This is a genomic window from Pedococcus sp. P2_F6 (genome assembly GCF_056403675.1).
In genome coordinates this window covers 62,849-84,943 of the sequence record NZ_JBFUEZ010000003.1, presented here as the reverse complement: position 1 = coordinate 84,943, position 22,095 = coordinate 62,849, and the positions used below count along the sequence as shown (strand labels likewise).

The window sequence follows — 22,095 nt, the reverse complement described above, 5'->3', positions numbered from 1 at the left end:
AACAAGTCGCAGCGCCGGGGGACTTGTTGCGCGCCGGTGGTCACGAGGGGGCCGATTGCGGCGTTGGTGACGATTAGCGCGCAACAAGTCGCAGCGCTAGGAGACTTGTTGCGCGCCGGTGGTCACGAGGGGGCCGATTGCGGCGTTGGTGACGATCTGCGCGCAACAAGTCGCAGCGCCGGGGGACTTGTTGCCGGCAGGTGGTCACGAGGGGGCCGATTGCGGGGCTGGTGACGATCTGCGCGCAACAGGTCGCAGCGCGGCAGGCGCAGGGGTCAGCCGAAGCGACCGCTGATGTAGTCCTCCGTGGCCTTCACCCCGGGGTTGTTGAAGATCTTCTGGGTGTCGGCGACCTCGACCAGCTTGCCGGGCTTGCCAGTGGCCGCGAGGTTGAAGAAGGCGGTCTGGTCGGAGACCCGTGCTGCCTGCTGCATGTTGTGGGTGACGATCACGATCGTGTACTGGCTCTTCAGCTCCGAGATCAGGTCCTCGATGGCCAGGGTCGAGATCGGGTCGAGCGCCGAGCAGGGCTCGTCCATCAGCAGCACCTGCGGCTCGACCGCGATGGCCCGGGCGATGCACAGCCGCTGCTGCTGGCCACCGGACAGTCCGGCGCCGGGCTTGGCCAGCCGGTCCTTGACCTCGTTCCACAGGTTGGCCCCGTTGAGCGACTTCTCCACGACCTCGTCGAGCTTGGCCTTCCCGCGGACGCCGTTCAGCCGGAGCCCGGCCGCGACGTTGTCGTAGATCGACATCGTGGGGAACGGGTTGGGTCGCTGGAACACCATCCCGACCGTCCGGCGCACCGCCACGGGGTCGACCCCCGACGCGTACAGGTCCTGGTCGTCGAGCATGACCTTGCCCTCGACGCGACCGCCGGGGATCACCTCGTGCATCCGGTTGAGGGTGCGCAGGAACGTGGACTTCCCGCAGCCCGACGGCCCGATGAACGCGGTCACCGAGCGTGGCTCCACGGTCATCGTGACGCCCTCGACGGCCTTGAACGCGCCGTAGTAGACGTTCAGGTCACTGACGTCGATTCGCTTGGCCATGGTCTGTTCTTTCGTCCTTCGGATCGAGTATGCCGGGTGGCCGGCACGGTCGCGGAGCGGGGTTTCGGGTGTGGCTTACTTCTTGACGGAGCCGAGCCGGGCGATGACACGGCCGGCCAGGTTGAGGATCAGGATCAGCAGGATCAGGGTCAGCGCGGCAGCCCAGACGCGGTCGACCGCGGGCTGCAGGCTCTCGGTGCGGTCCTGGTTGATCATCGTGGGGAGCGTCGGCATGAGGCCGCTGAACAGGTCCGTGGCGATGGACTTGGAGTAGGGCCCGAGGATCAGCAGCGGCGCGGTCTCACCCATGACCCGGGCCAGCCCCAGCAGCACGCCGGTGATGATGCCCGAGAAGGCGGTGGGCAGGACGACCCGCACGATCGTCTTCCACTTGGGCACTCCCAGGGCGTACGCCGCCTCACGCAGCTCGTTCGGCACGAGCTTGAGCATCTCCTCGGTGGAGCGCACCACGACCGGCACCATCAGCAGCACGAGCGCCAGGCAGACCGCGAAGCCGACCCGCTGGAATCCGAACGTCGTCACCCAGAGCGCATAGACGAACAGGCCGGCGACGATCGAGGGCACACCGGTCAGGATGTCGACCATGAAGGACACGGCCTTCGCCAGCCTGCCTCGGCCGTACTCGACGAGGTAGATCGCGGTCATCACGCCGATCGGCACGGAGATGGCCGCGGTCGTGAGGCCCTGGATCAGGGTGCCCTGGATGGCGTGGATCGCGCCGCCACCTTCGCGGCGGGCCGTGATGCCCTTCTGGGAGTTCGTCCACCACTGGGCGTCCAGGAGCAGGTGGGCGCCCTTGCTGACGACGGTCCACAGGATCCACAGCAGCGGCACGAGGGCGAGCAGGAACGCGCCCCACATGACCACCCGCGCCAGCTGGTCCCGGATCTCGCGCCCGCGGGCCGGGTGGCCGAGGGCCGGGATCGTGGAGCCGTTGGACGCCTGGTCGGGCCGCACGGTGTCGACGGTGCTCATTCGATGAACGCCTTCCTGCGCTCGATCACGATGCGGGCGATCGCGTTGACGATGAAGGTCAGCACGAACAGCACCAGCCCGGCCGCGATGAACGCGCCGGTCTTCGCGGGGGAGTCGAACTCCCCGGCGTTGTTGGCGATGCGCGACGCGAACGTCTCGCCGCCGTTGAACAGCGACCAGGTCCAGCCAGTTCCGGCGGCCAGGGTCGAGAGGATGATCGTGACGGCGATGGTCTCGCCGAGGGCGCGGCCGAGGGCCAGCATGGCGGCCGAGATGACGCCGGCCTTGCCGAACGGCAGCACCGCGACGCGGATCATCTCCCACTTGGTCGCGCCGAGGGCCAGCGCGCCTTCCGTGTGGGTCACGGGCGTCTGGGCGAACACCTCGCGCGACAGCGCCGTGACGATCGGGAGCACCATGATCGCCAGGACGATACCGACGAACAGGATCGTGCTCCCGCCGCTGATGCCCGCGTCGGAGAAGAGAGGGAACCAGCCCAGCGTGTCCTTGAGGAAGTTCTGGACCGGCTCGAACACCGGGCCGAAGGTCTTCAGGCCCCAGATGCCGTAGACGATCGAGGGCACCGCGGCGAGCAGGTCCACGAGGTTCGCCGCCGGCCGCGAGAGCCACCTCGGCGCGTACTGCGTGATGAACAGCGCCACCGCCACCCCGACCGGCACCGCGATGAGCATGCCGATGGTCGAGACGGCGATGGTGGTCCACAGCAGCTCGACGATCCCGAACTTCAGGTTCGACGCGTTGTCGACCGACCACTCTCGCGAGGTGAGGAAGTTGACCTTGTCGTCGGCGATCGCCGGGATGGCCTGCCAGAGCAGGAACACCCCGACCAGCGACACCAGGCCGATGACGAGGATCCCGGCGCCCTTGGCCGCACCCCCGAAGAGACGGTCGCCGAGCCGTCCGGTGCCGGCGCCGTCGCCGCTCAGGGTGGGTCGGCCGTCGGGTCCGGGCAGCTCGTCAGCGATCGAAACGCCGGTTACGGAGCTCACGTTGCGCCTCTCGGTGCGTGTGGTCGTGGTCGTGGTGCGTGCGGTCGTGGTGGTGCGTGCCTTCGCACAGTCCACCAGACGTTCGTCCATCCATCAGAACGGGTATGCCGAGGAGCTGGCAACCAGCCAGCCCCCCGGCATACCCGGTGTGGGTCAGGACAGCGCTGCGATCGCGGTGTCGACCTTGGTGCGGACCTCGTCGGGGAGCGGCGCGTAGCCGATCTCCTCGAGGGACTTCTGCGTGTCGGCAGAGGCGAAGTGCGTCAGGAAGGCCTTGGTGAGGGCCGTCTTGGCGGCGTCCTTGCCCTTGGAGCAGACGATCTCGTAGGTCACCAGCAGGATCGGGTAGGCCCCGGCCTCCTTGGTGGCGTAGTCCAGCTTCAGGCGCAGGTCGTTGCCTTCGCCGTCGGCCTTCGCGGCGGACACGGCCTTGCCCACGGAGGCACCGCTGAGCTCGACCGGGCCGGCGCCGTTGTCGATCTGGGCGATGCCCAGCTTGTTGTCCTTGGCGTAGGACCACTCGGCGTAGGTGATGCCACCCTCGGTGGCCTTGACGGCACCGGCGACACCGGCGGACTTCTCCTTGCCCTCACCCTTGCCCAGCCACTTCTTGCCGGGCTCGGAGGTCCAGGCAGCCGGGGCTGCGGCCTTGAGGTACTTGGTGAAGTTCTCGGTCGTGCCCGACTCGTCAGAGCGGAAGAAGACCTTGATCGGCTCGCTCGGCAGGGTCACGCCGGCGTTGAGCTTGGCGATCGACGCGTCGTTCCACGTCGTGACCTTGCCGCTGAAGATGTTGGCGGCGACCTCGGGGGTCAGGACGAGCTTGTCGACGCCCTTGACGTTGTAGGAGACCGCGATGGGGCCGGTGACCATCGGCAGGTTCCAGGCGGGGGAGCCGCAGAACTTCGCCGCGGCGTCGGCCTCGATGACCCCGTCCTTCTCAACGGTCTTGAGCGCGGAGTCGGAGCCGGCGAAGTCGACCTGGCCCGCGATGAACTGCTTGATGCCCGCGCCGGAACCGGTCGGGTTGTAGTTGACGGTGGTGCCGGCACACTCGTCCTGGAACGACGCGATGGCCTCTTCGATGGCGTTCTTCTGAGCCGAGGAGCCCTCGCCGTTCAGGGTGCCGCTCTTGGGGCAGGCCGACGTGGTGGTGGAGCTCGAGTCCGACGAACCGCCGGAGCTGCCGGCGTTGTTGTCGGAGCCGCACGCGGTCAGCGCGATCGAGCTGACCAAGGCGACGCTGGCCACCAGGCCAAGACGCTGAATCTTCACGGTGTTCAAACCTTTCCACAGGGGAAAATCAGGGGCGGGCATTCGTACCCGACGCCCCGAAGGTAGGCAGGGCGAGTGACGCAGCGGCCCGTGGAGGGTGAACGGACGGTGAACACCAGTCAGACATTCGAGGTCGCCCCACCGACCCCCCGGGATGCAGTGGGTGAACGAGAGGTCAGGAGTGCGTCAGCACGGGCTCAGCCGCGGGCGTGGTGCGGCGGAAGGTGGCGCTCGACGGCCACCACGCGCGCGGCCGCTCCGGTACCTACGAGGTGGGCGACGAGGACCTCTCCCTTGGCCATCTTGTCGCGGGCCGCAGCCCTCAGCGCTGCCTGGGCCAGGTCGGCCTCCGGCTCGTCGGGAGCAACCTGGGCGAGCAGCAGACCGAGCAGCGCCGGGAGCACCGGTCCGTGGCTGCACAGCGCTGCGGGGGCACCCCGCTCGACCAGCCGCTCGAGGTGCCGGAGGGCGCGAGCCGGCTCCGCGGCATACCCCTCCTCGCTGAGGCCGTCCTTGGTGCGCATCGGCGCCCCGAGCCGCGCCGCGAAGGGGCGCAGGGTGTCGGCGCAGCGCACCGAGGGCGAGCTGACCAACCGCTTGACGCCGTATGCCGCGAGCAGCGGTGCGATGCCCGCCGCGCGTTCCTGCCCGGTGGCGTCGAGGGGGCGCAGCTGGTCGTCCTGCGCCCACGAGCCGCGCCCCACCGCATGGGCGTGACGCACGAGGGCCAACGGCCAGGTGGTCAGGGTCCCGACGTTGTCGGCCCGCACCACCGCGCGCAGCTGGTCACGGTCGCGGGCGTAGTCGAGGCGGTCAGACGCCGCGACCACGTCCAGCCAGCGCACCTCGTCGATCTCGTTCACCAACGGCCCGGCGGGGCTGGTGGCCTCGGCTGCCCAGTAGCGGACCTCCTTGGTCGCCGGCTGGCCCGTTGCGTCGAGCACGGTGTACTCCGCGCCGGGCAGCGGCCGACCCAGCCCGACGGCCAGCGACGTCTCCTCGAGCGTCTCTCGCACGGCCGCGACCGGCCACTCCTCGCCCGGGTCGAGCTTGCCCTTGGCCCACGACCAGTCGTCGTACTTCGGTCGGTGCACCAGCGCGACCTCGAGCTGACCGCGTCGGCGGCGCCACGGGACGGTGCCCGCGGCTGGGATCGGGGCGGTCAACGCCGGCGGGCCTTGCGGCGACGCTTGGCGTGCATCTCGATCATCGCGCTCTGCAGGTCGGCGAGCGGCTCGCCGTCCTCGTCGAAGTTCACCCGCGTCCACCGGCCGTCGCCGGTCAGCCGCCAGTGGGCGTAGGTGTCGCTCATGCCGCGGGCCATCAGCGACTGGAGGTCGGCGATGTGCTGGGGGTCCGCGAGGCGCACCAGCGCCTCGACCCTGCGGTCGAGGTTGCGGTGCATCATGTCGGCGCTGCCGATGTAGACCTCGGGTTCCCCACCACCGCCGAACAGGAACACCCGTGAGTGCTCGAGGAAGCGCCCGAGGACGGAGTGCACCCTGATGGTCTCGGAGAGCCCCGGCACGCCCGGGCGCAGCGAGCAGATGCCGCGCACCCAGATGTCGACGACCACCCCGGCCTGCGAGGCGCGGTAGAGCGCGTCGATGAGCTGCTCGTCGACGATCGAGTTGAGCTTCAGCTGGACCAGGCCCCCGCGCCCTGCCTCCACGTGGTCGATCTCGGCGTCGATGCGTTCGAGCAGCCCGGACCGGACGGACCTCGGTGCCACCAGCAGTCGCTTGAACTTGCTGCGGGGGGCGAAGCCGGACAGCTGGTTGAACAGGCGCGCCAGGTCGTCGCCCACCTGCGGGTCGGAGGTCAGCAGGCCGAAGTCCTCGTAGAGGCGGGCGGTCTTGCCGTTGTAGTTGCCGGTGCCGATGTGGCAGTAGCGGCGCAGGCTGCCGTCCTGCTCCTGGCGCACCACCATGCAGAGCTTCGCGTGGGTCTTGAGCCCGACCATGCCGTAGACGACGTGGACGCCCGCGTGCTCGAGCTTGCGGGCCCAGGAGATGTTGTTCTTCTCGTCGAAGCGCGCCTTGATCTCGACGATGGCCAGCACCTGCTTGCCGGACTCGGCGGCGTCGATGAGGGCGTCGATGATGGGGGAGTCGCCGCTCGTGCGATAGAGGGTCTGCTTGATGGCGAGCACGTTGGGGTCGTTTGCCGCCTGCTCGATGAAGGCCTGGACCGAGGTCGAGAAGGAGTCATAGGGGTGTTGAAGCAGCACGTCCTTGTCGCGGACGATCGGCAGGATCTCCGACGGCTTGGAGCTCTCGGCGGGCGCGAGGTCGGGGTGCATCTGCCCACGGAACGGCGGGTAGCGCAGGTCCGAGCGCTCGAGGTCCGCGACGAGGTTGAGCCCGCGCAGGTCGAGGGGAGCCGGGAGCCGGTAGACCTCGCTGTCCGTGACACCGAGCTCACGGACCAGCATGTCGAGCACGTGGTCGTCGATGGTCTCGTCCACCTCCAGACGGACCGGTGGCCCGAACCGGCGACGGGTGAGCTCCTTCTCCAGGGCGGTGAGGAGGTTCTCGGCGTCGTCCTCCTCGACCTCGAGGTCCTCGTTGCGGGTCACCCGGAAGGTGAAGTGCTCCCGCACCTCCATGCCGGGGAAGAGCATGTCGAGGTGGGAGGCGATGACGTCCTCGAGCGGCACGAACCGAGTGCTGAACAGGTCCGACGTCGACGGTTCGCCGGCCTCGGGCTCGATGTGCAGCAGCCGGGGCAGCAGGGGTGGGACCTTCACGCGGGCGAAGTGCTCCTTGCCCGTCTTGGGGTTGATCAGCACCACCGCGAGGTTGAGCGACAGCCCCGAGATGTAGGGGAACGGGTGGGCCGGGTCGACCGCCAAGGGGGTGAGGACCGGGAAGACGCGGTCCGTGAACAGGCCCGAGTGGAGTGTCTGCTCGGTCTCGCTCAGCTCGTCCCACCGGACGATCGAGATGCCCTCCTCCTCGAGGGCGGGTTGCACCTTTTCCTTGTAGACGAGGGTCTGCATAGCCTGCAGCTCGTGCGCGACGAGCGAGATCTGCTCGAGGACCTCACGGGGCTCGAGACCTGAGGCTGAGCGCACGGCCAGGCCGGTGGCGATGCGACGCTTGAGCCCGGCCACCCGGACCATGAAGAACTCGTCGAGGTTCGACGTGAAGATCGCCAGGAACCGCGCGCGCTCGAGCAGCGGCACCGACTCGTCGGCGGCCAGCTGGAGGACGCGTTCGTTGAACTGAAGCCACGAGATCTCGCGGTCGAGGAACCGGTCGGCAGGCAGGCCGCTGTCGTCCTGGCCCCCCGCGGCGTGGACGACCCGCATGAAGCGCCCGTTGGACGCCCGCGGCTGCGCGCTGGCGATCGACACCTCGTGGCCGGACTCATCGCCGTCGAAGATCTCGGGCTCGTCCGCGGGGCGGGTCGTCACACTCATGGCGTCATCCTGACAGTGCCGGGTGAACGCGCCGGCTGAACAGCGCGCGAATACATCACGTCGACCATGATGCTGCGAAAACCGAGCCCCGTGTAGGTGCGTATCGCGGCCTGGTTGTCACCGTCGACGTAGAGGACCACCTCGGGAAGTCCCAGCCCCGCGAGGTGGGCCAGCCCCAGCGCCGTCACCGGCCGCCCCAGACCTCGTCCCTGGTATGCCGGGTGCACGCCGACCACGTACACCTCACCCGCCGGTCTGGCCGGGTCGACGGACGAGCGCTCGTCGGGGTCGACCTTGGTCCAGTGGAAGGCTGCGACCGCCCCTGCGGACCGATCCCTGGTGGCGGCGTCGGCCTCGACGAGGATGAACCCGGCCGCGTCGAACCACGGGAGCGCCATCCGTTCCCGGAGGTCGGCCAGCGTCAGGCGCCCCTGCTCGGGGTGGTGCGCGAAGGCCGCGGCGTTGGTCGCCAGCCAGTCCTCCTCGTCGCGGCCGGCCTCGAAGGACCGTGCCGTGAAACCGGGCGGCAGCGCGCTCGCCGCGGGCTCGCGGTCTGCCTCCGTGAGCGGTCGGGCCATCTTGTGCAGCTCACGGACCGCCGTGAGCTGCGCGCTGGCAGCAAGGGCCCGAGCGGCCGGCAGCTGGCCGTGGGCCCACAGCCGGGCCCCGGGCGCAGTCTCGAGGACCGCGTCCACGAGGGCGCGACCGATGCCTTGACCCCGGAAGTCGGGGTCGACGACGAGCTCACCCGAGCCGTCGTCCCCGGCGGCGGAGTCGAGCTGGGCGTACCCCGCAAGCTGCCGACCGGCATACCCGAGCAGGTGGCGGACCCGGCCACTCGGTGTGGCGAGGGACAGCAGCGACTGCTCCGACACGGGAGCGACGCCGTCCACAGCGGCGGCACGTCGCTGCAGGTCATGAACCTGGGCGACTTGGCTGGCGGTCAAGGTGTCGGCGAGGCGGACGGGAGTCAAGGGCACGTAAAACATTGCACCATGCATCTTCCCTCGCCAAAGATCCGCGGTTAGCGTGCACAGGTCCGGCTACCGCCGGTTTTCCTCCCGCACAAGGACGCACACATGACCTCATCCCGCACCCGACGCCTATCCAGCGTCGTGGCCGTGGCCGCCCTCGCGGCCACCGGTGCGGCCTTCACGGGAGGCAGCACGTCCGCTGCCCCCAACGGGCCGACCATCGACATCCAGCTGCTGTCGTTCAACGACTTCCACGGGAACCTCGAGCCCCCGTCGGGCTCCGGCGGCCGGATCATCACCTCGGACACCTACACCGAGACGTCGAGCACGAACCCGAACACCGGCGTGACCACCTACGCGGTGACCCCCACGACGGTGAACGCCGGTGGAGTCGAGTACCTCGCGGGACACCTCAAGGCCATGCGTCAGGGACACCCGTACACCGCGACCGTCGCAGCGGGCGACATCGTCGGAGCCTCGCCGCTCCTGTCGGCCGCGTTCCACGACGAGCCGAGCATCGAGGCAATGAACAGCCTGGGCCTCGACGTCACAGCCGTGGGCAACCACGAGTTCGACGAGGGGTACAAGGAGCTGCAGCGACTGGCCAACGGTGGCTGCCTCGACGACGGCGCCGGCGCGGCCAACCAGGACTCCTGCCCCGGTGGCAAGAGCTTCGCGGGGGCGTCCTTCCCGATCCTCGCGGCCAACGTCCGCTACAAGGCGACCGGCCAGACGATCCTGCCGGCCACGTGGGTCAAGAACTTCAAGGGAGCCAAGGTCGGCTTCATCGGCATGACCCTCAAGGACACGCCGAACATCGTGACCGCGTCGGGCATCGAGGGACTGGAGTTCACCGACGAGGTGGACACCGCGAACGCGTTGGTCCCCCAGCTCGAGGCGCAGGGCGTCAAGGCGATCGTCGTCCTCATCCACCAGGGTGGCGTCCCCCTGCGGACCGCGACCTACCCCGGCGGGCCCCACACCAACCCGGCCAGCGGTCTGGAGAACCGGTTCGACTCGGCCTGCCCCACGGGCACCAGCACGGGCCTGAACCCCAACACCAGCGCGAGCCCGATCATCCCGATCGCGAGGGCGCTGTCCCCGCAGATCGACATGATCGTCAGCGGCCACACCCACACGCCGTACGTCTGCAGCATCCCCGACCCGGCAGGGCAGCCGCGCCTGGTGACGTCGGCGTCCTCGTTCGGCCGTCTCGTGACCGAGACGACGCTGACCTTCGACCGTCGCACCCAGGACATCGTGCGCAGCTCGGTGGCCGGCAGCAACGTCATCGTCACCCGCGATCCGGCCCTCAAGGACGCGGCGGAGACCAAGATCATCGCCGACTACAAGACCCTCATCGCCCCCATCGCGAGCAAGGTTCTCGGTTCGATCAGCACGGACATCACGACGTCGGCGAGCTCTGCCGGCGAGTCCAAGCTCGGGGACCTCATCGCCGACGCCCAGCTGGCCGACCCGTCGACCATCACCGGTGGCCAGACCCCGGTGATCGCCTTCATGAACCCGGGTGGCATCCGCACCAACCTCACCTACGCGAACAAGTCGTGGAACGAGGCCCCCGGTGAGGTGACCTACGACGAGGCCTTCCAGGTGCAGCCGTTCAACAACTACCTCGTCTCGGTGTCGCTCACGGGCGCACAGATCAAGGAGATCCTGCGCGAGCAGTGGGGTGGTGGTGCGACGACCTCGCCCAACACCACTGCCAGGCCGGTCATCCTGCAGGTGTCGGCGGGCTTCGCCTACAGCTACAGCGACACCCCCACGGGCCGAGTTCTCGGGCCGGTGACCCTGGGTGGTGCCGAGATCAGTGACACGGCCAGCTACCGCGTCGTGACGAACAACTTCGTCGCGGACGGTGGAGACGGCCTTCCCGGCTTCCGGGTCGGCACCGGCAGGTTCTTCGGCGGCCTCGACATCGACGCCTTCGCGAACTACCTGCAGGCGCACTCGCCGTACAGCCCGGTCGCGGACGCCCGGATCACGAAGAACTGAGCACCACGCATGGGCGCGGCAACGCGGCATACGCACTGACGCGGCAACGCGGCATACGGCAACGACGAAGGCGCCCCTCCCGGGAACGGGAGGGGCGCCTTCGGTGTGCAGCTGGCTTCAGGGGCTGAGGGTCGCGGAGCGTTGCAGCGCAACGGGTTCAGGCGTCGGCGTGTGCGTCTTCGCGGGGGAGGTCCTCGGCGGGGACGAACCGGTAGCCCACGTTGCGCACCGTGCCGATGAGCACCTCGTGCTCGGAGCCGAGCTTGGCCCGCAGCCGGCGGATGTGGACGTCGACGGTGCGGGTGCCCCCGTAGTAGTCGTAGCCCCAGACCTCCTGAAGCAGCTGGGCCCGGCTGAACACGCGACCCGGGTGCTGGGCGAGGTACTTGAGGAGCTCGAACTCCTTGTAGGTCAGGTCGAGCAGCCGTCCACGGACACGTGCGGAGTAGGTCGCCTCGTCGATCGTGACGTCGCCCGAGGTGATCTGGACGTCCTCGGGCTCCTGGGTGTCCACGAGTCGGCCTGCCGCCAGCCGAAGCCGGGCCTCGACCTCGGCGGGGCCGGCGGACTCGAGCAGGACCTCGTCGACCCCCCACTCGGCCGTGATGCCCGCCAGGCCGCCCTCGGTGAGGATGGCGATGAGGGGCACGGACATCCCCGTGGCACGGAGCACGCGGCACAGGGAGCGGGCCACCGCCAGGTCGCGGCGGGCGTCCAGCAGGACGGCATCGCAGGGTGGGGCGTCGACCAGCGCAGTCGGCTCGGCCGGGATGATGCGCACGTGGTGGGTGAGCAGACCCAGTGCCGGAAGCACCTCGGCGCTGGGCGCCAAGGCGTTCGTCAGCAGCAACAGACGGGCCATGCCTTGAAAGGATACGGGCGAGGGCCCCCCGGCGGGCCAGTGCACACATGGTGAGACCCTTGTCTCACGGGAAGAGCTCACGAGAAGAGCGCGACAGGAGTCGCCTGAGAGGAGCGTGGGTATGCCGCGTGACGACGATGCGCCGACGGTCACCGTCGGCTCGACCGAGGTTGGCAGTGCCACGGTCCGCAGTGCCACGGTCCGCAGTGCCACGGTCCGGTACTGGGCCGGCGCCCGGGCTGCCGCCGGCGTGGAGACCGACCTCGTGCGTGACTGCGCAACGATCGCCGAGGCCGTGGCGGTGGTCGACGCGCTCCACCCCGGGCTGGCGCCGGTGACGGCAGTGAGCACGCTGCTCCTCGACGGCCGGGCGGCGCACCGCGACGACCCCCTCCCGGACGGTTCGGTGCTGGAGGTACTGCCTCCCTTCGCCGGGGGGTGATGCGAAGATGCCCCTTGTGTCCGACGTCCCCGAGCAGGCGCCCAACAACCCTGCCGTCCCGCTGACCCGGCGCGAGCGTCGAGCCCATGCCCAGACCGCCCCGCCTGCGCTGCCGCGACGAGCCCTGCTCCCGCGACCGCTGTCGATCGCGGCGACGGTGGCCTTTGCCGCCCTGGTGGCACTCACCGGCTATGCGAGCCCCCAGTTCGTGGCGCTCGCCGTGGCGTTGGCCGGGTTGGTGCTCGCCTGGGGATGGCCGCTGCTGCTCAGCCTGCCGAGTCCCCGCGGCACCAGCGCCGTCCTGGCCATCGGCACGCTGCTCATGACGGGGACCGCCCTGCTGACGCGTCACGACCCGTACCTCGAGTGGATGCCGGCCGCGCTCGCCGTCGCGGTCATCGTCGCCTTCCTGCACCAGCTGATGCGCCGTGACGGCCGCCCGCGCCTGACCGAGTCGGTGGCCGCCACGATCTCAGGGCTGGCGATCATCTCGGCGGGCACCACGCTCGCCCCCATTCCGCACGTCCTGGCGGGAGAGCCGGCCCTCGCGACGGCGATGGCCGGACTGGGAGTCGGTGCCCTCGCCGATCCCTGCGTCTCCATCGCCCGACTGCGGCAGTGGGCGCTCTTCATCGCGATGCTGCTCGGGGGTGGCGCAGCGGTCGTCGTCTCCCTCGTGGCCGGTGACCCGATGCCGGGGCCGGCAGCACTGCTCGGCCTGCTCGCGGCCGCCATCTCACACGCGGCGCGGCGGGTGCTGGCTCCACTGCCGGCGACGGCCATGCCACGGGCCCAGCTAGCCGTGGCTGCCGCGTCATCCCTGCTCGTCGGCGTGGTCGCCTACCTCGTGGTCCGCTACTTCGTCGCCTGAGCACCGCACTTCCGGCGAGGGTGCCCCACGGCGGGCGCGGGCGCCGCGACTTGTTGCCGCCTGGTGGTCATGGAAGGCCCGGATCGGGGGGCTGGTGACCACCGGGGAGCAACAAGTCGCAGGGGTGGGGACTTGTTGCCGGCTGGTGGTCACCCAGGGCCCGGATCGGGGGTCTGGTGACCACCGGGGAGCAACAAGTCGCAGGGCGTGGCGACCCTTCCCGCGCTGGGAGGTGGGCACGCGGCATACCCAGGCCGTGGGTCTGGCGTCGGGCGCTCGCTGCGGTCAGTAGACGAGGGCCTGGGCCCCGGGCGCGGTGACCTCCTCGACGAACGCCGCCGCCCCACGGATGAGCACGCCGGGCACGAGGTCGGCGTCGCTGAGGTCGCGCCGCGCCGCGCACTGGCCGCACACGGTGACCGTCCCGGCTGCCACCACGGCGTCGCGGAGGTCCGCCAGAGGGGCGGCGTGGGCCAGCTCGACCGCCTCCGCCCGACCGGGCACGCCCATCCACGACGCGTCCCCCGTGAGCCACAGACTGACGTCCACCCCGCTGGCCACGGCGGTGGCGGCGACGGTGAATGCCTGGTTGAGGCGTTCGAGCGACTCGGTGCCACAGGTGACCTTGATGACGAGCGTGCGCGGGTCTGTCATGGTCCACAGGCTACGATCTGGCGCGTGCACACGTTCTACATCTCCCTGCTCGCCCTCACGGCCGTGGTGATCACCTGGTTTGCGGGATTCGTCGTCTACCGCCTGGTCAAGACGCCGCGCTGATGCAGTTCACCCTCGACCCCGACCTCCCGCGCGAGCTCGCGCCCCTGGCCTGGCTGATCGGCCGCTGGGAGGGCGCCGGCGTCGTCGGCTACCCCACGATCGAGTCGGCCAACTTCGGGCAGGAGATCGAGGTGACGCACGACGGCCGCCCGTTCCTGGCGTGGCACAGCCGCACCTGGCTGCTCAACGAGGCGGGCGACAAGGTGCGACCGCTGGCGACCGAGCTCGGCTTCTGGCGGCCCTTCCCCGACGGCGAGGTCGAGTTCCTCCTGACCCACCCGACGGGCATCGTCGAGCTCTACTACGGCAAGGCCGAGCCGGCCAAGATCGAGCTGCGCACCGATGGAGTGCTGCGCAGCCCCCAGGCCAAGGAGTACAACGCCGCCACCCGGCTCTACGGCCTGGTCAACTCCAACCTCATGTGGGCGATGGACATGGCCGCCGTCGGTCAGCCGCTCCAGAGCCACCTGTCCGCCGAGCTCAAGCGCGTCGGCTAGGGCCCACCGATGTCGTCGACACCAGCGCGGATCCTCACGGTCTGCACCGGCAACATCTGCCGGTCGCCGTTCCTCGAACGCGCGCTGCAGGCGGAGCTGGACCGATCGTGGGGCCCTGGCGCCGTCGAGGTGTCCAGCGGTGGCACCGGCGCGCTGCCCGGCCACGCGATGGAGGACCAGGCGCGGGCGCACCTGGAGAGCCAGGGGTATGCCGCGAACGGTTTCCTCGCTCGCGACCTCACACAGTCGATGGTCGCCGAGGCGGACATCGTGCTCACCGCCACCCGCGCACACCGGGGCAAGGTGGCCATGCTGCACCCCAAGGCGCTGCGCTACGTCTTCGCCTTCCGCGAGTTCGCCGACCTGGTTTCGGGGCTGGAGGACTCGGTCGTGCAGATCCCGTCCGACTCGGCCCGAGAGCACATCGTCCGCGTCGTCGCCCTGGCAGCAGGCCAGCGGGGGATGCGGGCGCCGCTGAGTGACGCCGAGGCCGACATCGTCGACCCGTACCGCCGGCCCCCGCAGGTCTTCGAGGCCATGACCGGCCAGATCATGGGCTCGCTGCCCGCGGTGGCCCGAGCCCTCGGGAGGCCGTGATGCCCCGCCTGGGTGAACGAGCCGGCATCGTCGGGTTGGGCGCCTTCCTGGTCGTGGACGTGCTGCTGGTGGCCTTCGCGATCAACAGCACGCGTCAGCCGGTCGACCAGGGTGGCTCCACCATCAACACCGGCGTGGTCGGCTCGGCGTCATCCTCCAAGACGAGTACGTCCACGGGCGGCACGACCACGTCGGACCCGAGCGCGCCCAGCGTCGAGGTCGCCCCGTTGACGCAGGGGGTCGTGGCGTTCGACAAGAACAGCGCCTTCCGCTTCACGACGGGCACCTGCAAGTCGGGCGGCTCCAAGCTCGAGCTGACCCGCAACGCCGGAGCGACCTGGGGCCCCCGGTCGGTCCCCTATGACGCCATCGTCCGCGTCCGCGTGCGACCCGACGGTTCGGCCTTCGTCGTCGGCGCCGACTCCGCCACCGACTGCACCCCGGCCATTCGCCAGGCAGGTGCCCTCGACGCGGACTTCGGGGACTCGGTGGTCGTGAAGGATGCGTGGTTCCGCGACCCGAGGGCGGCCGCCTCGATCGGTCTGCCCACGGGCGGCACGGGCAAACCGTGTGGCTCCGGCCCCGTGATCGACCTTGCGGTGGTGGACAGCGGCGCCGCAGCCCTGTGCCCGGACGGACGGGTGAGGGTGAGCACCTCCGGCGGGCGCTGGGACACGTCGGCCACCGTTGCCGGTGCGCTCGCCCTGGCGCTCAACGCCAAGGGCCGCGCGTTCGTCGCGCTCCCCGGTGCGGACTCGTGCAGCGGCGTCGCGGTCGTCGACGCCGCCAAGCCCACCTCGGCCCTGGGCTGTGCTGAGGCAGACCTCACCAAGGTCGAGCCGGGAACCGTCGCGCTGTCGGTGACGTCCGGCTCCGGCTGGCTCCTCGTGGGAGACGCCGTCTACCTCGCCGGCGGCAACCTCGCGACCTGGAAGAAGAGCTGACCGCCGCTGACGCCGCTACGGCGTGTGGGTGACGTCCTGGTAGGTGCCCATCGCGTCGTTCTGCAGCGCCTCGCCGAGGGCCTGCATCCCCGGCTCGTCGACGATGTCGATGGACGCACCGGCGGGTGAGGTGCCGAAACCGGTGAACGGCGCCGTCACGAACGCGATGTCCGAACCACGCAGGTTGCGCAGGGACAAGGCCTCGCTGCGCATCTTGCTCACCGTGAAGGCGTCGTCGACCGTGAGGTTCGCCGTGCCCGCTTCCACGAACTGCGCCAACCTGACCGGGTTGGTCAGGACGCTCTTGCTCAGGGACTTGAGCATCAGGGCCTTGATGAAGGCCTGCTGGCGTCGGCCGCGCGAGATGTCGCCCTCGCTGAGATCCTTGCGCTCGCGGACGAAGGCGAGCGCCTCCGCACCAGTCATCTGCTGGTAGCCCTTGGTGAACGTGTAGCCGTCCGAGCTGCTCGACTCCTCGACGTACACGTTGACGCCGCCCACGGCATCGGTCATGTTCTTGAAGCCCTCGAAGCCCACCAGGGTGACGTGGTCGATCGGCACCCCGACGAGGCCCTGGAGCGTCTGGACCAGCAGCGGCGCACCCCCGTAGGCGAAGGCCGCGTTGATCTTGTCCTTGCCGTGGCCGGGGACGCTGACGTAGAGGTCGCGCGGGAAGTGCACCAGCGTGACGGTCTTGCGGTCACTCGCGACGTGCATGAGCACGATGACGTCGGAACGGGCGCCGGCCAGCCCTGCCCGGGCGTCGGACCCGATGAACAGGATGTTCTGCGCCTGCTTCGCCGCGGGCTTCTTCGTCGGGGCGGGCGCGGCACCGCTGACTCCCGGTGTCGGGAGCAGGGACTCGTGCTGGACGTTTGCGGTCACCGTGTGGTTGAGGAAGAGCAGGTATGCCGCGATGCCCCCGACCACGATCAGGACCACGAGCGCCAGGATGACGGCCAGGGTCCGCCGAAGGCGCGAACGCTTCTGGGGCGCCTTCGGGGGCGTGGACTGGGTGTCTGCGAATTGGTCGAGCACCCGGACAGTGTAGGTAGCGCCCGAGCGCACTCGTGACAGAACTCGCCCGAGGGGCCCGTCACAGAACCGTAGAGTGGGATGGTGCAAGACGTCGGCGAGCGGTTGCGGGCCCAGGGGCGGCGGATGACGCCGCAGCGGCAGTGGGTGCTCGACGCCGTCGCCCAGCTGGGGCACGCCACGCCCGAGGACGTCGTCGCCCAGGTGGCCCGCGACGGGGGTCCGGCCCTGGCGCCGTCGACCGTCTACCGCGCCTTGGACGCCCTCGAGTCGCTGCGGGTCGTGGGACACACCCACCTCGACCACCGGGCGCCGAGCTACCACCTCGCAGACCACGCCGACCACATCCACCTCGTCTGCCGCACCTGCGGCCGCGTGCAGGAGTGCCCCAAGGAGTACGCCGAGGGCTTCGCGGGGAATGTTCTGGCCGGTTCCGGCTTTGTTGCTGACGTGACACACATGGCGATCCACGGAGAGTGCGGCACATGCGCGACGCGCTAGGGACGACCACCGAGCCCGGTATGCCGGCGGTGACGCCCTCCGTGCTGCTCGGCCACGGCGGTGCCGTGGAGGGTGACGGTCCCGATGCAGGGGTCGCCGCCCACTACGGCGATCCCCTCCGAGAGCAGCGCCTCCTCTCCGAGGGGCTGGCCGTCGTCGACCTGTCCCACAGGGGGGTCGTCACCGTGACCGGACCCGACCGGTTGTCCTGGCTCCACTCGATCACGAGCCAGCAGCTGACGGGCCTGGGGCCGCGGCAGTCACGCGAGGCGCTGGTGCTGACACCCAAGGGCCACGTAGAGCACAACCTCCACCTCGTCGACGACGGTGAGACGACGTGGATCACCACCGAGCCCGGACGGTCGGCGGCCCTGGTCGGCTGGCTGGACTCGATGCGCTTCATGCTCAGGGTCGAGGTGGCCGACGTGACGTCCGAGTGGGCCGTCCTCGGTGAGCCGTCAGGGCTGGAGTCCCAGCCCGGGGAGCGCCTGGCCTGGCGAGACCCCTGGCCCGACCTCGTGGGTGACACCGCGGCATACGGACCGGTCGAGGGGCACCCGGCACTCGGGCGCACCTGGCGTGAGGTCCTGGTCGAGCGGCCGGGACTGGCAGAGGCGGTCGCCGACCGCGACCTCGCCGGCACGTGGGCCTGCGAGGCGCTGCGCGTCGCGGCCTGGCGTCCGCGCCTGGGCTTCGAGACCGACCACCGCACCATCGCCCACGAGGTGGACTGGCTCCGCACGGCGGTGCACCTGCACAAGGGCTGCTACCGAGGCCAGGAGACGGTGGCTCGCGTGCACAACCTCGGTCGCCCGCCGCGGCGACTGGTCTTCCTGCACCTCGACGGGTCGGGGCACACGCTGCCCGATCGCGGCGCAGCGGTGATGGCCGGTGACCGTCAGGTGGGTCAGCTGACCTCGGTGGCCAGGCACTTCGAGGACGGCCCGGTCGGACTGGCGCTGGTGAAGCGGAACACCCCGGTGGACGACGTCCTCGACATCGACGGCGTCAGCGCCAGCCAGGTCGTGGTCGTCGCGCCCTAGTCGCTTGGCCGCGCGCCGCTCGCGCGCTGGTCGTGCGGTAGTCGCCCGAGCAGGCGACGGTGAAGGATCAGACCTTGACGGCGTGGGCGTGGCGGTCGCGGGTGCGTTCCTTGCGGCTGCGCGCCTGGGTGAGTGGTGCGTAGCCCTCGCCGTAGTAGTAGCTCTCGGCGTTCGCGCCACGGGTCGGGATCCTGTTGACCACGAGGCCCAGGACGTTGCCGTTGACCGCGTGGACGGACATCAGGGCCCGGGTCAGCTGCTCACTGTTGACGACTCCGCAGCCGACCACGAGCACGACCCCCCCGGTGAGGGTGCTCAGCACGGTGGCGTCAGTGACGGGCAGGACCGGCGGGGCGTCGATGATGACGTAGTCGAACATCTCCTCGAGCCGGCTGATGGTGCGCGACATCGTCTCCGACCCGAGCAGCTCACTGGGGTTGGGCGGGATCTGACCGGCGCCGAGGACCTGGACTCCCGTGTCGCCGAACGGCTGGAGCACGTCCACCAGGTCGGCCTGGCCGATGAGGACGTTGGTCAGGCCGACTGAACCCTCCAAACCCATGTAGTTCAGCAGCCGCGGTCGACGCAGGTCCGCCTCGATGATGCAGACCCGGGCGCCTGCGGCAGCCATGCTGATGGCGAGGTTGGCCGTCGTCGTCGTCCTGCCCTCGGCGGGGAGCGAGGAGGTGAACACGATCGAGCGAGGGTGGTTGGCGGCGTCGACGAACTGCAGGTTCGTGCGCAGGGCCCGGAAGGCCTCGGCGCGGGGTCCGTGCGGGTCGGACTGCACGATGAGCGGGTTCTTGGGGCCCTCCGGATCGTAGGTGATCCCGCCGATGATCGTCTCGTCGACCGCGTCAGTCACGTCGCGTTCGCTCTTGATGGAGGTGTCGAAGGTGTCGCGGAGCAGGGCGACGCCGAGTCCGACGAGCAGACCCAGGACCACGCCGAGGCCGATGTTGCGCACCGGGTTCGGGCTGATCGGGCTCACGGGCACCGACGGCGGCCGGACGACCGACACCTTGACCGGGCTCACGGAGTCGTCGTTGACGCGCTCGAGCTCAAGGATGCTGGTCGAGAACTGCTTCCCCACGGCGCTGGCGATTCGCGCGGCCTGCTCGGGGTTGCCGTCCGACACGAGCACGTCGATCAGGACGGTGTCGAGGGGGACGCTGGCCGTGATGCGGGAGCCGAGCTGGTCGGCAGTGCCGGAAAGTCCGAGGCTCTTGATGACCGGATCGAGCACGGTCGGCGTCGTGATCAGGTCTGAGTAGGACTTGACGCGCTGCTGGGTGAACGTGTTGCCCTGCAGCAGCTGGGTGGAGTCCTGACCGCCCGAGGTGGACACGAACAGCTGGGTGCGCGCCTGGTACGTCTTGGGGCTCCACAGGGTGAGCAACGCAGCCAGGCCCACCATCAGGAGAGTCACGGCAGCGATGGCACGCCAGCGCTTGCGCACGACCCGGTAGTAGTCGTGAAGGTCCACGGTCCTGCTTTCACTGTCGGGGCGCGGTCGATGGGCCCCGGTTGGTTTCGGCTGTGAGCGCCGACAGTCTCCCACACAACGCCTGAGGAGCCGGGTTTCCGCTGCTGGAGCGGCCGTGGTGATGGCGCTGGGCGTGGCTGCCATGATGGCGCCCATGGCTCCCACGACCGGCACCCTGATCACCGTCGCGCCCACCGGTGCGGAACTCGCCAAGGCCGACTTCCCACAGCTGCCCACGACGCTCGACGAGCTCGTCGAGACGGCCGTGGCGTGTGAGCGGGCGGGTGCCTCGATGATCCACCTGCACATCCGTGACGGCGAGCACCGGCCGACGCTGGACCCAGGTCACCTGAAGGCCGCCGTGGAGGCACTCCGGGAGCGGACCTCGCTGGTCATCCAGCTCTCGACCGGGGGCAGCGTGCACGACCCGCTCGACCAGCGGCTCACGGTCCTGGACGCAGAGCCCGACTCCTGCTCGCTCACGTGCGGCACCACGAACTTCGGCGACGACGTCTTCCTCAACCCCTACGGCTTCATGTCCGACCTCTACGTGCAGGCCCAGGAGCGCGAGGTGGTCCCCGAGTTCGAGCTCTTCGACCTGGGCCACGTCGCGTCGCTGGCCCGCCTCATCGACACCCACGGCCTCCCGTTCGGCGGCAAGGTGCACGTGGACTTCGTGACCGGTGTGCCGGGAGGTATGCCGGGAACACCCGCTGCGCTGCTGGCCGGCGTGGCGATGCTCCCGCCTGAGGTCACCTCCTGGTCCGCGACGGGGATCGGTCGCAGCCACCTGCCCGTCGCGGCAGCGGCCCTCGCGGCCGGCGGCCACCTGCGGGTGGGGATGGAGGACAACGTGGTCTTCGCCCGCGGCATACCCGTCGAGCACAACTCCCAGCTCGTGGAGCGGGCCGCGCACCTCGCAGAGGTGATGCAGCGCCCCGCGCTGTCGACCGAGGACGCGCGCCTCATGCTGGGCGTGAAGGACCGCCGCTGAGACCGGCACCCGAGTCCCCGACTTGTTGCCAGCCGGTCGTCACGGAGCCGCCGCAGGCACTGGTTGGTGACGATCTCCGCGCAGGAAGTCACCCTGTGATGGGGAACACGCTGCCTCCAGTTTGCATTCTGCTAACTGGAGCAAGCACACTGGGGGCATGAGCCGAATCCCGTTGCCGCTCCCCGGCAACAACCTGGGTGACTACCTGCGCGAGCAGCGTCAGTCCGCCCGGCTCTCGCTGCGCCAGCTCTCCGAGCTCGCCGGTGTGTCCAACCCCTACCTCTCGCAGATCGAGCGGGGCCTGAAGAAGCCCAGCGCCGAGATCCTCCAGCAGCTCGCCAAGGGCCTCGAGGTCTCGGCGGAGTCGCTCTACGTCCGGGCCGGGATCCTCGACGAGCGCCACGGCGACGCCCATGCGACGCCCGGCGCCGAGTTCGACACCAGGGCCGTCATCGGCGCCGACCCGCAGCTCACCGACCGTCAGAAGGCGGCGCTGCTCGACATCTACGACTCGTTCGTGGGCGTCGGCAGCAAGCCCGGCACCAGCAAGCCCGGCACCACCCGTACCAAGACCCCTCGTAACAAAGGAGCATGACATGGCATTCGTTGCCGACATCCGCAAGACCGTCACCGACACCACTCCCGTCTTCGCCGCAGTCGGCCTGGCCGACCTCGCCGTCGAGAAGGTGCGCGACGCCCGCGTCAAGGCCACCGTCAAGGCCACCGGCGTCCGTGTCGACCTCGACCCCGCCGCGCTGCAGACCAAGGCCCAGGTCCGCGTGACCGAGGTTGCCGAGCAGGCCCAGGAGCTCCCGGCCCTCGCCCTCAACCGCAGCCTCGAGCTGGCCGGCAAGGCGCAGGAGACCTACGAGACCGTCGCTGCCCGTGGCGAGAAGCTCGTCAAGCGCGTCCGCACCCAGAAGTCGACCAAGGACCTGCTCGCGCAGGCCGAGGCAACCTTCGCCCTGGGCAAGGGTGCCGTCACGACCGTGCGCAAGTCCGCCACGGACATCCAGCGCTCGGCCAAGGCCACGCTGACCACCGGTCGCAAGGAGGCCGCTGTCGCCGCCGACGCCATCGCCGACTCGATCGTCGTCGAGGCCACGGAGGCCGGCACCGCGGTGAAGCAGTCCGCCACCCGCACGCGTACCGCCGCCAAGCGCACCGCGACCACCACGAAGAAGGCCGCCGCCAAGAGCACGTCCGCCACCAAGGGCGCGACCACCAGCGCGAAGAAGACGGCCACCGCCACCAAGAAGGCTGCCACCACGGCCGCCACGAAGGTCGGCGACTGACCAACCC

22 protein-coding genes are annotated in these 22,095 nt (G+C 69.9%); 11 read left to right on the top strand and 11 right to left on the bottom strand.

Features of this window, described 5'->3' with window-relative positions; translation table 11 throughout:
- Positions 1-275: 275 nt before the first annotated feature.
- The 7 genes from pstB to mshD all read right to left on the bottom strand — a co-directional run bounded on the left by pstB (position 276) and on the right by mshD (position 8,737).
- On the bottom strand, positions 276-1,052 hold the full coding sequence (gene pstB, locus AC1DWP_RS08305) for a phosphate ABC transporter ATP-binding protein PstB (RefSeq protein ID WP_477613997.1): 777 nt from the start codon (positions 1,050-1,052) through the stop codon (positions 276-278).
- Between the two features lie 75 nt (positions 1,053-1,127).
- On the bottom strand, positions 1,128-2,048 hold the full coding sequence (pstA, locus tag AC1DWP_RS08300) for a phosphate ABC transporter permease PstA (protein ID WP_477613996.1): 921 nt from the start codon (positions 2,046-2,048) through the stop codon (positions 1,128-1,130).
- The gene (gene pstC / locus AC1DWP_RS08295; RefSeq protein ID WP_477613995.1) at positions 2,045-3,058 is read right to left on the bottom strand and encodes a phosphate ABC transporter permease subunit PstC; all 1,014 of its coding nucleotides are present in this window, start codon (positions 3,056-3,058) and stop codon (positions 2,045-2,047) included. The genes pstA and pstC overlap by 4 nt, the downstream gene beginning before the upstream one ends.
- 153 nt (positions 3,059-3,211) lie before the next feature.
- Positions 3,212-4,333 carry a phosphate ABC transporter substrate-binding protein PstS gene (gene pstS, locus AC1DWP_RS08290; RefSeq protein WP_477613994.1) on the bottom strand — a complete coding sequence of 374 codons (1,122 nt, stop codon included), beginning with the start codon at positions 4,331-4,333 and terminating at the stop codon, positions 3,212-3,214.
- Between the two features lie 197 nt (positions 4,334-4,530).
- Entirely contained in the window at positions 4,531-5,499 is a 969-nt protein-coding gene (locus AC1DWP_RS08285; RefSeq protein ID WP_477613993.1) for an NUDIX hydrolase, read from the bottom strand.
- On the bottom strand, positions 5,496-7,757 hold the full coding sequence (locus tag AC1DWP_RS08280) for an RNA degradosome polyphosphate kinase (RefSeq protein WP_477613992.1): 2,262 nt from the start codon (positions 7,755-7,757) through the stop codon (positions 5,496-5,498). The genes AC1DWP_RS08285 and AC1DWP_RS08280 overlap by 4 nt, the downstream gene beginning before the upstream one ends.
- Positions 7,754-8,737 (bottom strand): mycothiol synthase, encoded by a 984-nt coding sequence (gene mshD / locus AC1DWP_RS08275; protein ID WP_477613991.1) that lies wholly within the window; start codon positions 8,735-8,737, stop codon positions 7,754-7,756. The genes AC1DWP_RS08280 and mshD overlap by 4 nt, the downstream gene beginning before the upstream one ends.
- A 99-nt stretch (positions 8,738-8,836) precedes the next feature.
- Here mshD and AC1DWP_RS08270 point away from each other — a divergent pair, with 99 nt between their 5' ends.
- Positions 8,837-10,744 carry a bifunctional metallophosphatase/5'-nucleotidase gene (locus tag AC1DWP_RS08270; protein ID WP_477613990.1) on the top strand — a complete coding sequence of 636 codons (1,908 nt, stop codon included), beginning with the start codon at positions 8,837-8,839 and terminating at the stop codon, positions 10,742-10,744.
- Between the two features lie 157 nt (positions 10,745-10,901).
- Here the strand turns inward: AC1DWP_RS08270 and AC1DWP_RS08265 are convergent, their stop codons facing one another.
- On the bottom strand, positions 10,902-11,606 hold the full coding sequence (locus AC1DWP_RS08265) for a winged helix-turn-helix transcriptional regulator (RefSeq protein WP_477613989.1): 705 nt from the start codon (positions 11,604-11,606) through the stop codon (positions 10,902-10,904).
- 121 nt (positions 11,607-11,727) lie between these two features.
- Here AC1DWP_RS08265 and AC1DWP_RS08260 point away from each other — a divergent pair, with 121 nt between their 5' ends.
- On the top strand, positions 11,728-12,048 hold the full coding sequence (locus AC1DWP_RS08260; RefSeq protein WP_477613988.1) for a MoaD/ThiS family protein: 321 nt from the start codon (positions 11,728-11,730) through the stop codon (positions 12,046-12,048).
- 7 nt (positions 12,049-12,055) lie between these two features.
- Entirely contained in the window at positions 12,056-12,919 is an 864-nt protein-coding gene (locus tag AC1DWP_RS08255) for a hypothetical protein (RefSeq protein WP_477613987.1), read from the top strand.
- 285 nt (positions 12,920-13,204) lie between these two features.
- Here the strand turns inward: AC1DWP_RS08255 and AC1DWP_RS08250 are convergent, their stop codons facing one another.
- A complete protein-coding gene (locus AC1DWP_RS08250) occupies positions 13,205-13,573 on the bottom strand; it encodes a DsrE family protein (RefSeq protein ID WP_477613986.1) in 369 nt (122 codons plus the stop codon).
- Positions 13,574-13,695: 122 nt separating this feature from the next.
- Here AC1DWP_RS08250 and AC1DWP_RS08245 point away from each other — a divergent pair, with 122 nt between their 5' ends.
- The 3 genes from AC1DWP_RS08245 to AC1DWP_RS08235 are packed head-to-tail and all read left to right on the top strand — an operon-like array spanning position 13,696 to position 15,734.
- Positions 13,696-14,193 (top strand): heme-binding beta-barrel domain-containing protein, encoded by a 498-nt coding sequence (locus tag AC1DWP_RS08245; RefSeq protein WP_477613985.1) that lies wholly within the window; start codon positions 13,696-13,698, stop codon positions 14,191-14,193.
- 9 nt (positions 14,194-14,202) lie between these two features.
- On the top strand, positions 14,203-14,790 hold the full coding sequence (locus AC1DWP_RS08240) for an arsenate reductase/protein-tyrosine-phosphatase family protein (RefSeq protein WP_477613984.1): 588 nt from the start codon (positions 14,203-14,205) through the stop codon (positions 14,788-14,790).
- Positions 14,790-15,734 (top strand): hypothetical protein, encoded by a 945-nt coding sequence (locus AC1DWP_RS08235; RefSeq protein WP_477613983.1) that lies wholly within the window; start codon positions 14,790-14,792, stop codon positions 15,732-15,734. The genes AC1DWP_RS08240 and AC1DWP_RS08235 overlap by 1 nt, the downstream gene beginning before the upstream one ends.
- A gap of 15 nt (positions 15,735-15,749) precedes the next feature.
- Here AC1DWP_RS08235 and AC1DWP_RS08230 read toward each other — a convergent pair whose 3' ends face one another.
- Positions 15,750-16,772: an LCP family protein gene (locus tag AC1DWP_RS08230; RefSeq protein WP_477613982.1), complete on the bottom strand. Its 1,023-nt coding sequence runs from the start codon at positions 16,770-16,772 to the stop codon at positions 15,750-15,752.
- Between the two features lie 81 nt (positions 16,773-16,853).
- Here AC1DWP_RS08230 and AC1DWP_RS08225 point away from each other — a divergent pair, with 81 nt between their 5' ends.
- Positions 16,854-17,270: a Fur family transcriptional regulator gene (locus AC1DWP_RS08225; RefSeq protein WP_477613981.1), complete on the top strand. Its 417-nt coding sequence runs from the start codon at positions 16,854-16,856 to the stop codon at positions 17,268-17,270.
- On the top strand, positions 17,255-18,313 hold the full coding sequence (gene ygfZ / locus AC1DWP_RS08220; protein WP_477613980.1) for a CAF17-like 4Fe-4S cluster assembly/insertion protein YgfZ: 1,059 nt from the start codon (positions 17,255-17,257) through the stop codon (positions 18,311-18,313). The genes AC1DWP_RS08225 and ygfZ overlap by 16 nt, the downstream gene beginning before the upstream one ends.
- A gap of 67 nt (positions 18,314-18,380) precedes the next feature.
- Here the strand turns inward: ygfZ and AC1DWP_RS08215 are convergent, their stop codons facing one another.
- The gene (locus AC1DWP_RS08215; protein ID WP_477613979.1) at positions 18,381-19,799 is read right to left on the bottom strand and encodes a tyrosine-protein kinase domain-containing protein; all 1,419 of its coding nucleotides are present in this window, start codon (positions 19,797-19,799) and stop codon (positions 18,381-18,383) included.
- A gap of 154 nt (positions 19,800-19,953) precedes the next feature.
- Here AC1DWP_RS08215 and AC1DWP_RS08210 point away from each other — a divergent pair, with 154 nt between their 5' ends.
- From AC1DWP_RS08210 to AC1DWP_RS08200, 3 genes are all read left to right on the top strand, one after another.
- The gene (locus AC1DWP_RS08210; RefSeq protein ID WP_477613978.1) at positions 19,954-20,793 is read left to right on the top strand and encodes a beta-keto acid cleavage family enzyme; all 840 of its coding nucleotides are present in this window, start codon (positions 19,954-19,956) and stop codon (positions 20,791-20,793) included.
- Between the two features lie 157 nt (positions 20,794-20,950).
- On the top strand, positions 20,951-21,388 hold the full coding sequence (locus AC1DWP_RS08205) for a helix-turn-helix domain-containing protein (protein WP_477613977.1): 438 nt from the start codon (positions 20,951-20,953) through the stop codon (positions 21,386-21,388).
- Between the two features lies 1 nt (position 21,389).
- Entirely contained in the window at positions 21,390-22,088 is a 699-nt protein-coding gene (locus AC1DWP_RS08200) for a hypothetical protein (protein WP_477613976.1), read from the top strand.
- The last annotated feature ends 7 nt before the right edge of the window (positions 22,089-22,095 follow it).

Excerpts from the sequence above, each read along its gene's own strand:
- pstB (WP_477613997.1), bottom strand. The coding sequence starts at position 1,052 with ATGGCCAAGCGAATCGACGTCAGTGACCTGAACGTCTACTACGGCGCG.
- pstA (WP_477613996.1), bottom strand. The coding sequence starts at position 2,048 with ATGAGCACCGTCGACACCGTGCGGCCCGACCAGGCGTCCAACGGCTCC.
- AC1DWP_RS08280 (WP_477613992.1), bottom strand. The coding sequence starts at position 7,757 with ATGAGTGTGACGACCCGCCCCGCGGACGAGCCCGAGATCTTCGACGGC.
- AC1DWP_RS08270 (WP_477613990.1), top strand. The coding sequence starts at position 8,837 with ATGACCTCATCCCGCACCCGACGCCTATCCAGCGTCGTGGCCGTGGCC.
- AC1DWP_RS08265 (WP_477613989.1), bottom strand. The coding sequence starts at position 11,606 with ATGGCCCGTCTGTTGCTGCTGACGAACGCCTTGGCGCCCAGCGCCGAG.
- AC1DWP_RS08260 (WP_477613988.1), top strand. The coding sequence starts at position 11,728 with ATGCCGCGTGACGACGATGCGCCGACGGTCACCGTCGGCTCGACCGAG.
- AC1DWP_RS08255 (WP_477613987.1), top strand. The coding sequence starts at position 12,056 with ATGCCCCTTGTGTCCGACGTCCCCGAGCAGGCGCCCAACAACCCTGCC.
- AC1DWP_RS08250 (WP_477613986.1), bottom strand. The coding sequence starts at position 13,573 with ATGACAGACCCGCGCACGCTCGTCATCAAGGTCACCTGTGGCACCGAG.
- AC1DWP_RS08245 (WP_477613985.1), top strand. The coding sequence starts at position 13,696 with ATGCAGTTCACCCTCGACCCCGACCTCCCGCGCGAGCTCGCGCCCCTG.
- AC1DWP_RS08240 (WP_477613984.1), top strand. The coding sequence starts at position 14,203 with ATGTCGTCGACACCAGCGCGGATCCTCACGGTCTGCACCGGCAACATC.
- AC1DWP_RS08235 (WP_477613983.1), top strand. The coding sequence starts at position 14,790 with ATGCCCCGCCTGGGTGAACGAGCCGGCATCGTCGGGTTGGGCGCCTTC.
- ygfZ (WP_477613980.1), top strand. The coding sequence starts at position 17,255 with ATGCGCGACGCGCTAGGGACGACCACCGAGCCCGGTATGCCGGCGGTG.
- AC1DWP_RS08210 (WP_477613978.1), top strand. The coding sequence starts at position 19,954 with ATGGCTCCCACGACCGGCACCCTGATCACCGTCGCGCCCACCGGTGCG.
- AC1DWP_RS08205 (WP_477613977.1), top strand. The coding sequence starts at position 20,951 with ATGAGCCGAATCCCGTTGCCGCTCCCCGGCAACAACCTGGGTGACTAC.
- AC1DWP_RS08200 (WP_477613976.1), top strand. The coding sequence starts at position 21,390 with ATGGCATTCGTTGCCGACATCCGCAAGACCGTCACCGACACCACTCCC.